The following is a 13183-nucleotide window of genomic DNA, read 5'->3' as shown; positions in this document are numbered from 1 at the left end:
GACTTATCCATAAAAATGACAATTATTGTTCCTAAGTTATTTAAAGTTTTTTGTTGGGGCTTTGATTTTTTAAAAAATCAAAGCCCCAACAAAACTTACACAACTAAAGGGAGGGTGCCAAGAATAGCTGTTTAAGTCTACAACAAAATTGTTTTCATCAATAAAGTATCTTGTTATTTCTTTGCCTTCGTTATTGTAATAACAAACTCTCATTACTCCATTTATAATAAAGCCAATATGTTTTGCAGTTTTGCCTGCTTCTGAAAAGTATTCATTTCTTTTCAGAACAACAACTTTTACTTTACTTGTTAGTAAGTCAATTTGTTGCTGATTAAGCTGTCCAAATAATAATAAATAATTGACTAATTGTTCCATTTTGCAAAAGTATAAATTACATTCTCACTTTTTTTGTCAAATGGCAAAAAATACTGTGCCTCTACTCGTTTCCCCACAAGTATTTCGGCAGTACACACAAGTAAACGAAATATAGCCCGTGATGATATGGGCAATGTCGTAGTGACGTATATTTTGGATAAACCAAAATTATGGGTGTTTATTGTATTTTGTAAGTGGTAAAATATTTTAAAAAATTATCTGTTTTCAGATTGGTAGTTGTAAACTTTTTATTTAATTTCAGTAAACTATTTTTTTAGTTATTTGTAAAACCTTTAATTATACCTTAATCTATGAAAAAGCTTTCATTCACATCTTTATTTGTGGTTCTTACTATCATTTCATTTCAGCTGAAAGGCAAAATACATTCTTCTAAGTACTTAGTCCAACGCAATCAAACGATTAAAATGGATACACTAGAAATCATCAGCAAGCTTAAAAAAGGCGAAAAGGCTTATTTGTATTTCTATGACCATCTTCAAGACCTAAATATGCCTATTGAATTTCAAGATTCAATGAAAGTGAAAATTGCCTTCAAAGATTATCTTTTATTGAAAGATACCGAAAAGCAAATGATATTTCCAATTAACAAATCGGAAAAAGTGTATGTCGTTAAAGACAAAAATCAGACAACGCTCTTAACCTCTGATGATGATAACCGCTCTAAGGAATTAGCCTTTATTGTTCCTATTATTTTAAAACATCAAAACTTCTTTGTGTACAACCAAGACTTAGCTTATCAAGACATTTTGAATGAAATAGAAAAAGCAAATATCACGCATCCCATTTCTGAACAATACTTCAATGCAATAAAGAAGCTACTAAATGCTCATCATTTAATAAATATATCACCACCTAATTTGAAGAGTTATACAGCCAAAGAAATAGCGGCTATTGAAAAACAAAAAAGTATATTCTATGACGAAACTTATCTGCAAAACTCTGATTTCAGAATGGCTTTAATTGGATATACACAGTATTTATCCAGAAAATCATTGAATAAACCCGATGAATTTAAAACTAAATATGAAGTAATTGCTACCCATTTCAAAGGAGCAATAAAGGAGTTCCTACAGTTTTTTCATCTTAATCATGCTAATAGTAAAAACCAAAACTTTAATAAGTATTTACAGACATTTCTAAAAGAGACTCAAAATCAAGAATATGTTACTTATTTAAGGGAGAAATATCTAAGCACGCCTTCTGTTAATGGAACATTAGTAAATGAGCATAATGAAATAAAAACCTATTCGGAGCTACTCAAACAGTATCAAGGCAATATCATTTATATAGATTATTGGGCAAGTTGGTGTATGCCTTGTAGGGCAGAAATCCCCAGCTTAAAGAAAATGCTGATTGACTATAAAGATAAAAATGTGGTTTTCCTTGCTTTATCGATGGATGAAAACAAAATGGCATGGAAAAAAGCCATTAGTGCTGAAGCATTAGAAGAAGGAAGTAAGAACTTTTTAGTTACCAAGAACTTTGAATCTGATTTAGCGAAAAAATTTAAGATTCAATCAATTCCAAGATACATTCTAATCGGCAAGGAAGGTAAAGTAATCAATGACAATGCCCCTCGCCCCTCTGACCCTAAAATTCGACTACTATTGGATGAATTGTTACGAAAGTAAGAGCCACTAAAATACTTTCTTTATACCTGTAACAAATCAATAATAAGTAAAAAGCTAAAACATAGTAAACAGATTTACATTACTTGATTCATGAAACTCCTCCAATAATGAAACACCCTATCCTTTCTTTCTTAACGGTAAGCTTACTATTGATTTATAGCAATGTATCGGCTTGCATTGAAATCAAAAATATCACAAAAGATTCTACTAAGAATATCTCCAAAGGAGTAGTCCATATTCAGTTTACAGGCAAACCTGAATTTAACAGCAACCTCATGACAAAAACAAAAATGCAAATAGGAAGATTTGAATATCTGGTTGTTTGTGATGATTTGGAATTGGAGAGAATATCTTTTGGTGATATTGCAACAAAAAAGTCAGTGACTTTTTCTACCTCCTCAAATTGGGTAATGATTCGCAGGTATTTAAGTTTCTTTGAATTTCAAGATTTTTTAGTTCATAAAGGGGACTCTCTTGTCATCAGTTTTGATAGGAAGAAACCTGTTGTAGTAAAACACTCAAATTATAGTTATACAGCACAAGATTTCATCGTTGAAGATAAACTCAATCAAAAATTTACTGGAGCTTATTTAACAACTGGTATGGCAAATGACACTCGAAATACTGCTTTCAGGTATTTTTATGACGACCCCAAAGAACCCGTAAAACAAAGTGCCAGAAAAGGTTACGAAAAAGGATTATATCTGGAAACCCTCGAAAATAAAGTGGGACAAACATTGATTCCTTCAATGAAAATACTCAATGATAATACACAACACTTTCTGGATTCTTTGAACAGGAATAAGCTCATTTCTAAAGAGATATACGCCTTTTACCAGCAAAAATATGATAATTTACTTTTCAAATTAAAAGTAATGTCGGGAGAGATTGACTCTACTTCTGCAGCCACGGAACTGAATGAAAGATATAAGAAACAGCTTGTATATGATGAGTACTGGAATCAATGTATAAGTAATTTTGAAAAGAAACATTTCACATCAAAAGTAAAATGGGAAGTAGTTAATCAGTTTAATTTCAGAGACCCCAGAGCAAGTTTTTTATTGATTTTAAATTCATCATTATTATGCCATGAAGTAAAAGAACAAATGTTATTTCTCGGTTTAGGTAATATTGACTACTTTTTTCGTGATGAAATCGACAAATACTTACCTTTATTCACTGCATTCGCCAGCAATAAAAGTCTTGTCCAAGAAGCTCAAAAGAAATATCAAAAGGATATAATTGTCAATGCCAGTCCTTCAAATTTACATTTAGAAACATTAAATAAACAACAGACTTCGATAGAAGATTTTCTCCAAAAAAAGAAAGGGAAAGTGCTGTATATAGACTTTTGGGCAAGTTGGTGTGGGCCATGTATCGAAGAAATGAAATACTCTAAGCAACTTTTACAAACTTATAAAGACAGTAATCTAGAAGTTACCTTTTTTTCTACGGATGATAATTTTCAAAAATGGGCGAAAGCCAGTGAACGTTTAGAGCTTACCGAAATTCCCAACAATTTCAAGATTTTAAATTTTGGAGAATCGAAATTTATCCAAGAACATCAATTCAAATCAATTCCCAGGTATATGATTATCGACAAAGATGGGCAAATAATCAATGATAATGCCCCTCGCCCATCTGACCCAAAAATTCGACAACTATTGGATGAATTGTTAAGAAAGTAATACCCTTTTAAAAACTCAAACTATCATTTACTATGGAAACTCATAAGTTATCAATTTACGCTCGCACCACAAACATGAAATATTGCTTTCTTGTCATTTTCTCTATCATTTTCTTTTCATGTAATAATGAAAAAAAAGATAGCTCTGTTTCAGATTCAACATCGACTAATCCACCTCAAAACATCACCATTATTGTTAACAATCCATTGAAGAAGGAAATATTTTTTGATTGGTCTTCTTTGCTTGATGCCTCTACTCAACCTTATGAAGCTACGTCAGCCCACGATACTATTCTTATAAAAAGTAATATCCCTGTTAAACTTAACAGTTCTGATATGATTAGAAGCGGTAAAAATTTTCAGGTTGTACAACATACTTTTTTGTTATATCCAAACGATACCGTATTTCTTGAAAAGCCTCAATCAATCACCAGCATTTCTGGCAAATCTGACCAAAGAAATAAAGAGCTTTCTTTTTTCCCTCAGTTCAGAGAGCAATTTGGGAATTATGAAGGTTGGTTTGTTCCAATACCCTTCCGTGATGATACGCCAGCGGTAAGAATACAAAAAATCAAAGATGCCTATCAAAATCGTATAGCATTTGCCAATCAATTCTTTAAAGTCAATCGTTCAAGTAAATCTTTTAAGGATTTCATCAGCAAAGAATTTTACTATAAACAATACTTTGACTTTTTAGCTCTCTACCAAGAGAATCTCCTAAAAAATAAAGTTATCGTTCAGGATACTCAAGTAGCTCGTTTTATTTCTGATTTTAAGCTTGATGATAGTGCCAGCGAAATTCCAATTTATGGGCATTCTCTAAGGTTCTTAGAATCTTTGTTGCAAGCAGATAAATCTGAAATAGACTTCTATCAAAACCTTAAAACCAAATACTCAGGAAAAACCCGAGACATCGTTTTATATAGATTTGTTGATTTTTGTATTATTAATACTTCTAAACATATCTATACGCTTTATACTTATTTCCAAAAGGATGCAGAAAATATTGTATTGAAAAACAACCTAAAAGAGCAATATCAATTCATGGCGAATACTTTAAATTCGAGTGGAAATAAATCATTAGACAGTTCGACTGTCATTCATTTTTCAGACAAAAAAACGCTTACTTGGAAACAGTTTCTGGAAAAAAATACTGGGAAAATTACCTATTTAGACTTTTGGGCAAGTTGGTGTAAGCCATGTATTGAAGAAATGAAATATTCGCATGAGGTTCAGAAAAAATATCCCAACATTAACTTTGTGTATCTCTCTCAAGATGAAAACTACAAACATTGGGAAAACTCCATACTTTCGAGAAATATGTCAAAGGAAAGCCATTATTTGATTGGTTCATCCAAAAACTCAGTCATATTATCGCAGTTTAATATCACAAGTATTCCCAGATATATGCTTATTGACAAAAATGGCAAAGTAATAAATGCCGATGCTTTACGCCCATCCGCCCCTAAGTTAAAAGAGGTTTTTGATAAGTTGCTCAAAGAATGATGGCAAGTATGAGCATCGTTTTTCAATAGTACAAATTGTTCTTTATGAGTCATTTTGTTAGGTAAAACCATAACATATTATGAAAAAAACCTCTCTCTTTTTGAGCTTCCTATTTGCATGTACTTTGTTTAAAAGTTACAGCAAAAATTTAGTACCATTCATATCCAAAGATTCGACTATTTTAGACATTAGAGCTTCTAAAGAAAAACCCTTTAAATTTTATTACAACAATTTATATGGTGAACGCCCTGCTTTATATGAAATATATTCGGATACTCTTTTTACCATCTACACTGATTATCCTATTTTGATTATTGTAACAGATAGTACCCCCAACAGAAATACCCTCTATGGCAAGTTTCATGGGAGTTTTACGGTAAACAATTGCTTAGTTCAGCCTAACGAAACAATTAAAGTAGAAAAAGATGAGGAAAACATCACTCATTTTAGTGCTAAGGATAAGGTGCGTACAAATGAACTCAACTTTTTTGTAGAGATGGAAAAAGAGTTGGGTCTATTTGAAGGATTTGGGGCAGATTTAATGCCTAATAAATTCTCTGCCACAGAAGAGTTAAAATTTGTCAATGACAAATTCGAGCAACGAATGCGTTTTTTAGCAAAGTATCAACAAAATCATGAGCTAAGTCCCTCTTTCATTGCTCAAATAACAGCACTTTTTCAACATAGACGACTTTCGTTTCTTATGTCGGGCTATTACTCCGTTTATAGAGGAGTACTAAAAAAGAGAGAGGTGTTGATTGATAAAAAAATAGAAGAATGGCTGAAATTAGATGAACAGTTTTTCTATTTGGGAGAACAACGAAGCTGTGTTCAGCAATATCTTTATTACTGGGCACTTAAAAATAAACAACCAACCGATGCTACAAGCTTGATGAGTTTAGCACACCAGTTATTAAAAGGGAATATCCGTGAAATGGCAATGTATGATTTGGTTCGTTCGACTGTCGTTTTAGGACAAGAGAACACAACCTCAACCCTCAGCGAATATTTAAAATATGCTTCGGATGGCTTTTTAAAAGAATACTTCATCAAAAATTTTCAACCACAAATACTGGCTAAACGATTAGGGGTGAATAACGATATTTTAGATAGCGAACTTATTTCAAACAAAGATTTGGACACACATACATGGCGAGAGTTATTGAGTACAGACGAAAATAAACTTATTTATGTAGATTTTTGGGCTTCTTGGTGTGCTCCTTGCCGTGCAGAAATGCCTGCCTCTAAGCAACTCAAACAAGAATATTCCTCTAAAGGTCTCAAGTTTGTTTATATTTCAATAGACGACAATGGAAGTACTTGGCATAAAGCTATTACCGAATTAGGTCTCAATTCTTCGGTTCATTATCTGATGCCCGACGGGAAAAAATCTGCCTTTGCAGATAAATTTAAGATCAGTACTATTCCTCGTTATATGCTCATAGGACGAGATGGTACAATTATTAGCGATAATGCTCCAAGACCAACAGACAAAAACATTAGATTGTATTTTAATGAACAATTACTGAAAAAGTAAGGACAACGGAGCTTTTTGCTCGGTTGATGCGGTAAAAAGCGAGACTTGATATGCTTGGAGAAGGGAAAAGCTCTCTAAAAGCAAGGATAACGGGGCTTTTTGCTCGGTTGATGCGGTAAAAAGATAGACTTTATATACTCGGAGAAGGGAAAAGCTCTCTAAAAGTGAGGATAACGAGGCTTTTTTGCGGATTGATGCGGTAAAAAGATAGGCTTGATATGCTCGGAGAAGGGAAAAGCTCTCTAAAAGTGAGGATAACGAGGCTTTTTTGCGGATTTATGCGGTAAAAAGATAGGTTTGATACACTCCAGCATATCAAACCTATCTTTTTACCGCAATTTCCCGAATAAAAACGAAAATAACCGGAGTTATTACTGGACATAGATTAAGCGAAGCGTTCCTACTTACATAAAGTGAAATATCAATTAGCTCTTTCACTTGTGCCATTGCTCGTGTCTTCACGAGCATTTTGCCAGTTTAATATGCAACAGTTATACTATTACTGGTTCTATAACTCCGTTTTACTTAATCCTACCATTTCTGATAACCGATGACCGAAAGCTGATAGCGAAAGAATTACTTTGAAACCACCAAACAACTCATGGCATGACTTTGTAGTAATCTATCAATTATCAAACAATTACATTAGTCATGGCATGAGTAAAACAAAGCGATACCCATGATTAAGAAGTACCAAAATAGCCTTTATAAAGGCTTAAATGACAGTGCTTTTACCGTTTAATAAAATTAAGTTGGGTATTTATGTTTTTAATTAGGCTATTGGTATATTTATCAAATAAATAATAGCCTAATTAAAAACTTACTGCCTAACAATGGATAAAGAACTTGAAAAAATAATTGATGCTATAAAAGATAATAAATGCCTTTTGGTACTTGGTCCAGAGATTGGTGAAATTAGTACTAATATATTTGAAGGCAATACACCCAAAAATTTTGATGATTCTATTCGTTTAGCTTACGAATATTATGTTAATAATGAGATACAAGACGAAGACGAAAAAGAAGAAATTTTAAGTAATCCAATCAGATTTATAGATAATCCCTTTGCAAAAGAAAACTTCTTGACGGTTTCGGAAGCTTATGAAGGGCATTTATACGATTTTATGAAATGGTATTTTGAGCAATTGGTTGGCTGGAAAAAACCATTTACACAAATTGCAGAAATTCCTTTTTCTTTAATATTGTCTTTGTTACCAGATGAGCATTTAGAGACTACAATGCAGGAAGTTAACAAGGATGCTTTTGTTATTAGTCACTATTCTCGCTTAAATAAAAAAGTAAGAAGTATCGACGATGTTCCCGAAGGTAAAACGATTTTATATAAACTATTAGGAACACTATCAAACAAAGACTCCACTTTTACTTTTAATGATTGGTTTGATTTTCTTCATAGTATTTTTAAAGATAATCCTAAAGTTCCTGAGGTAATTATCAATCTTATCAAAGAGGCTCAAGTAATTGTTTTTATCGGTGTAAGGGTTGAAAAATGGTATGTACAAATGCTTATCAATCTCTTACTCCATCTTGGTGACGTTAGTTCTGCCACCGATAAACTTGCTTTTGTAAATGTTAAAGAAGAAAATGAAGACAAATTAGCTAAAAACAGATTAAAGGTAAGTCTAAAGAAAAATCGCCTGCCCATCCCTTTACTTCAAGATATTCATGACGCTTGCAAAAATGAAAACCTTCTAAGAACAACATCTTCTAAAAAAATAGAGAAAAAAATAGAAGCAAAAGTCTTTATCTCATACAATCATAATGATTCAGACATTGCTTTACAATTAAAGAAAGATTTAGAAGCTTTTGGCATAGAGGTCATTATTGATACCGATAACCCTATTGGATTTGAGATTCCACAATTTATAAACGAAAGTATTCAAAAAGCAGATTTTACTTTACAGCTTATTTCTAAAGATTTTCTTACTTCCGCTTGGGTAGCCCAAGAATCTATTAGGGCATTTATAGCTGCCGAAGTGGCTGGAAAGATTGTGTTGCCTTGTGAAATAGACGAAAGTTTAAGAGATACCAACTTTAGGAAAACCGCAATGGACAAATTCGATTCTAAACTCAAGGAATTGAAAGAAGAAATTAAAAAACGCCTTGATAAAGATGAGAGTACAGATGATTTAGACCTTCAGCGAAACAGATTATTACAACTGAAAAACAATTATGATACGATTGTTTCGGAGTTTAATCAAAAAAACAGAGGCGATTTAAGAGGCAATCTTTATGAAAGTGGATTGCAGAAAATTATTAATTCTATCCGTATTTATCTATCTAAAGTAAAGAAATAATCAGATGGCAAATGATAAATTATACCGTTATCCTGGAGCGGTTTGTTTTACAACTGAACAAGCTCATTTGTTTGAAGGAAGAGATAACGATACCAAAAAACTATGGCAATTAATTTCTGCTCGACAGGTAGTATTGCTGTATGGTAAAAGTGGAACAGGCAAAAGCTCTTTGATTAATGCAGGCCTTATCCCACTATTGGAACGAGATAAAAAAGCGAACCATTTCACCATTCGATTATACAATAGTAATCAGGGAGGAAACGAAATTAATGTATCGCCTATCAAGACATTAATCAATTCTCTTACAAATCAAGAAGTTCTTGCAAAGAAAAACCTTTTACAAATTGAGGATATTGAAAATCCTTGGATGGAGGAATTTAAAAGAAACGCTTATCCAAAAGGAGAACTCTGGTATTGGCTTAAACAATGGCAATTATATCAGCCTGAACAACCTATTATTTTATTCTTCGACCAATTTGAAGAGCTATTTACTTATTCGCCAGAAGAAATAGAAGTGTTTGGTGAAGAACTCAAAACATTGATTTACGAGAAAATACCAGGTTTTTTGAATAAGAAAGAATACTTTAAAACGCTAAGTGAAGAACAAGCTGATAAAGTATATACAAAAATTAATTTAAAATTAGTCTTCGCTATTCGTTCAGATAGAATGGCTCTGCTAAATAAGTTGAGCCTGCATATTCCAGAAATTCTCAAACATTTTTATGAGTTAGAGGCAATCAGTGAAAAGGATGCACGTAATGCCATAATTCAACCAGCTCAATTAAAAGGCGATTTTCAAACCCCTAATTTTCAGTTTGAAAATACCGTGGTTGATGCCATTCTCGAAAGAGTAAAGAACAAATATGATGGTAAAATAGAAACCGCAACCCTACAAATTATTTGTCGATTTATAGAATCGCAGAAAGTATCACAAGCAAACAGTATCATTACACTGAATGATTTGGGCAATGTAAAAGATATTTTTAGAGACTTTTATCAAAGTACGCTTAATCAACTCAATACAGAAGATAAAGCCAAAGTAAGTAAAAGTATAGAAGAAAGGTTTATCCAAAACAATCAGCGGATTCCATTTGCTGGGGAATATCTGAAATTGGAAGATAAATGGACGGATGAATTATTTAAGCAATTGGAAGAGAGTACGCTACTACGTAAAGAAAGAGATACCGCTGGACGCTTTATGTATGAAATAGGACATGATACTTTGATAGAACCTATTGTAGAGTTTGCTAATGAGCGAAAAACCAAAGAGAAAGAAGAACAACTTAAAGAACAAAATCGGCAACAAGCATTAGAAAATGAAAGGCAACAGCAAGTATTAGAAAACAAGCGACTACAGCAATTACAGGCTTTAGAGAACAAAAACTTACAAGATGCTTTAGAAGCCCGAAAGAAGTTACTAATATATGCAACTGTAGCTGGAGTAGTATTGCTGGGCTTATTAGGATGTACTCTTTATCAGTGGTATGATGCAAATGAGTCTAAACGAATAGCTTATAAGGCAAAGCAAAATGCAGAACAATTAAAGGAAATAGCAGACAGGGAAAAAATAAAAGCAGAAAGAGCTTTAAACCAAGTTTATTATGAACAAGCTAAAGTAATTAAAGACAATGGTGTTAATATTTATAGAAACGAATATCCAATAATAGCCAAAGTGTTTTATGATTCAGCACTAAAAAAGCTTAGTAAAATAATAAAGCCTGATACTTTAGGTATAGGATTAAAAAATGAATTAATTGATTTGAAAAAGAAGAAACCATGAGAATAATCATATTAATAAGTATATACCTTTTGTGGGGAGTATCTACTTTAGGACAGCAAAAAGCCCAAATAACTAAAAAACAAGATAGTTTTAGTACCATATTACAAGAAGGCGACCGTTTGCTGAAGGCAAAAAACATAGGTAAATCTATCAAGGCTTACAATGTTGCTCGTATTTTAGCAGGTACAGATAAAAGAAAAAATTATATTATTGATCATAAATTTAATAGAATTTTCATTAGCATCACTAAATTAGAAGAGCAAGCCAAAATAAATGATGGACAAACGGAAGTTGAAAATTTTAAAGACACAATTAAGAGTATTGAAAAGAACAAAATTCATACAGATACATCGGCTACCGAAATTAAAATAATTTCGGTAGCCGATGATAGTAATACTCAAGCTCTTTATTGGTCAGCAGAATCAACTAAGATTAATCCTATTCAAGGATTACGTCTTTTAGAAAAAGCGATTACTAAAACCAATGATACTAATATACTCAGAACAATAAAAGAGGCAACAGAAGCTATTTTTCAACAAAGTAACAAACATCAATGGCTTGAAAAAGGAAGAGCTTATACTATTGAATCCTTAGAAAAAAAACTATCAATATCTTCACAAGAAAAAGATAATGAAGCGTCTAAGAATAAATGGGAAGTCATCAATTATAACGATGGAGTCCAATTATTGGAAAGAACGACAGGAAGGTCTTATAATTTCCCTGCTGGTGAAAAAGCTGTGAGTGACTCGAAGTTTTCGTTTGATGGAAAGTGGTTATTAACAAGAAATGTACACTATGAACACAAATTATGGGATATATCAACCGAACAAATCCCAATATTTTTTCAGAGTGAAAAACATATTAGCTCTGCTGACTTTTCTCCCAATAGTAAATGGGTGATAACTAAAAAAGCAAATGGGGAATATAAGTTATGGGAAATTGCTACGGGAAAAACCTTTGAATTCTTAAAAGAAGAGCGAGGCATTGTTTTTCTGGAGTTTTCAAAGGAAGATACATTCGTAGTTACAAAAAATGGAAAGGGTGAATACAAGCAATGGAAATTAGTAAATCCTAATATTACAGCATTCATAACAGAAGATAAAAATATTATTTCTTCTCTTTTCTCATCGGATAACAAACTGTTAGTAATTCAATATGAAAAAGACCCAGAAGATGAAGCCAAAGTTTACGACATATCAACTGGTAAAACACCTCAATCCCTTATAAATGAAAATATTAATACAGCTACTTTTTCTCCAAATAACCAGTGGATTGTCACAAAATCAAATGAACAGTCAAAATTATGGGAAATATCAAAAGGAAGAAATTCTGATATTTTTTCAAATGAAAAAGAAATTAATTCCGTAACTTTTTCTCAAGATAGTAAATGGCTAATAACAACCAACAATCAATCAAAAGTTTGGGAAATAAAGACAGGGAAAATTCCAGCTTTTCTTTCGGATGAAAAAAATATATATCAAGCAGCTTTTTCAACTGACGGAAAATGGGTGGTAACTATCAATAAAGAAAATCAGACAAAAATTTGGGAAATGTCTACAGGAAAGGTGCGAGATTTCCCTTTGGGAGAAAAAAATATTTATGATATTTCGTTTTCTCCAAATAATAAATGGCTGATGGTAAACATTAATGGCGACTATAAAATTTATAATACTATTACTGGTAAAGCACCAGTATTTATTAATAATGTAAATGAGATGCGTTATGTAAAGTTTTCACCAGATGGAAAGTGGTTATTAATACAAACCAATGATTTATGTAATCTTTGGAATATGGTTACTGAACAAATATCAATCTATCCTTTGGTCGATAAAACTATTCGCTCCGCTACTTTCTCTCCAGATAGTAAATGGCTCATAATAACAGATGATAACCTAAATGCCAAAATCTGGTCAGTGGAAAAAGGAATACAAGCTGAATTTTTAAAAGACGAGAAAAAGATTAGTAATGCTATTTTTTCAAAAGACAGTAAAATCCTAAGTATCATAACAAACCATAAAGTAAAAACTTACAAAGTCTCCACAGGCGAACTAATCCAAACCCTATGGCTGAATAAAAAACCAACAGAAGTACAAATCATAGACAATCGTTACCTATATGTCACAGTTGGTAAAGCCATTGTTAAAACAGATTTACAAACTCAAAAAGGTAATTTAATGAGTTTCGGAGATGGTGAAAGACTGGATTATAAATATGAGGAAATACAAGAATGGATAAAGGTTTTTGGAGATAAATACCTCTTGCCTTTGGATGAGGAGATAAAGAAGAAATACAGCATTAAATGATTTTGGAATTGTGCTGTCGGATTTCGGA

The 13183-nt window shown here is 32.3% G+C and carries 8 protein-coding genes; 7 read left to right on the top strand and 1 reads right to left on the bottom strand.

The window, feature by feature from the left end; translation table 11 throughout:
- Window positions 1–69: 69 nt before the first annotated feature.
- A complete protein-coding gene (locus VB248_RS13695) occupies window positions 70–375 on the bottom strand; it encodes a Crp/Fnr family transcriptional regulator (RefSeq protein WP_323297353.1) in 306 nt (101 codons plus the stop codon).
- A 425-nt stretch (window positions 376–800) separates the two neighbouring features.
- Between VB248_RS13695 and VB248_RS13690 the strand changes: the two genes are divergently transcribed.
- The 7 genes from VB248_RS13690 to VB248_RS13660 all read left to right on the top strand — a co-directional run bounded on the left by VB248_RS13690 (window position 801) and on the right by VB248_RS13660 (window position 13155).
- A complete protein-coding gene (locus tag VB248_RS13690) occupies window positions 801–2027 on the top strand; it encodes a TlpA family protein disulfide reductase (RefSeq protein ID WP_323297352.1) in 1227 nt (408 codons plus the stop codon).
- A 107-nt stretch (window positions 2028–2134) separates the two neighbouring features.
- Window positions 2135–3715: a TlpA family protein disulfide reductase gene (locus VB248_RS13685; RefSeq protein WP_323297351.1), complete on the top strand. Its 1581-nt coding sequence runs from the start codon at window positions 2135–2137 to the stop codon at window positions 3713–3715.
- 74 nt (window positions 3716–3789) lie between these two features.
- Entirely contained in the window at window positions 3790–5220 is a 1431-nt protein-coding gene (locus tag VB248_RS13680) for a TlpA family protein disulfide reductase (RefSeq protein ID WP_323297350.1), read from the top strand.
- Window positions 5221–5299: 79 nt separating this feature from the next.
- Entirely contained in the window at window positions 5300–6757 is a 1458-nt protein-coding gene (locus VB248_RS13675) for a TlpA family protein disulfide reductase (protein ID WP_323297349.1), read from the top strand.
- An 833-nt stretch (window positions 6758–7590) separates the two neighbouring features.
- Complete coding sequence (locus tag VB248_RS13670) at window positions 7591–9072, top strand: toll/interleukin-1 receptor domain-containing protein (RefSeq protein WP_323297348.1); 1482 nt, start codon at window positions 7591–7593, stop codon at window positions 9070–9072.
- A 4-nt stretch (window positions 9073–9076) separates the two neighbouring features.
- Window positions 9077–10852 carry an nSTAND1 domain-containing NTPase gene (locus tag VB248_RS13665; protein ID WP_323297347.1) on the top strand — a complete coding sequence of 592 codons (1776 nt, stop codon included), beginning with the start codon at window positions 9077–9079 and terminating at the stop codon, window positions 10850–10852.
- Window positions 10849–13155 (top strand): WD40 repeat domain-containing protein, encoded by a 2307-nt coding sequence (locus tag VB248_RS13660; protein WP_323297346.1) that lies wholly within the window; start codon window positions 10849–10851, stop codon window positions 13153–13155. The genes VB248_RS13665 and VB248_RS13660 overlap by 4 nt, the downstream gene beginning before the upstream one ends.
- The last annotated feature ends 28 nt before the right edge of the window (window positions 13156–13183 follow it).

The organism is Arcicella rigui, assembly GCF_034929435.1.
Lineage (GTDB): Bacteria > Bacteroidota > Bacteroidia > Cytophagales > Spirosomataceae > Arcicella > Arcicella rigui.
Note: the sequence above shows the minus strand (reverse complement) of the source record. Positions and strands in the feature narration are given on the sequence as shown.

Bases quoted from the DNA above. Each gene is read 5' to 3' on its own strand.
- VB248_RS13695 (WP_323297353.1), bottom strand. From the start codon at position 375: ATGGAACAATTAGTCAATTATTTATTATTATTTGGACAGCTTAATCAG.
- VB248_RS13690 (WP_323297352.1), top strand. From the start codon at position 801: ATGGATACACTAGAAATCATCAGCAAGCTTAAAAAAGGCGAAAAGGCT.
- VB248_RS13685 (WP_323297351.1), top strand. From the start codon at position 2,135: ATGAAACACCCTATCCTTTCTTTCTTAACGGTAAGCTTACTATTGATT.
- VB248_RS13680 (WP_323297350.1), top strand. From the start codon at position 3,790: ATGAAATATTGCTTTCTTGTCATTTTCTCTATCATTTTCTTTTCATGT.
- VB248_RS13675 (WP_323297349.1), top strand. From the start codon at position 5,300: ATGAAAAAAACCTCTCTCTTTTTGAGCTTCCTATTTGCATGTACTTTG.
- VB248_RS13670 (WP_323297348.1), top strand. From the start codon at position 7,591: ATGGATAAAGAACTTGAAAAAATAATTGATGCTATAAAAGATAATAAA.
- VB248_RS13665 (WP_323297347.1), top strand. From the start codon at position 9,077: ATGGCAAATGATAAATTATACCGTTATCCTGGAGCGGTTTGTTTTACA.
- VB248_RS13660 (WP_323297346.1), top strand. From the start codon at position 10,849: ATGAGAATAATCATATTAATAAGTATATACCTTTTGTGGGGAGTATCT.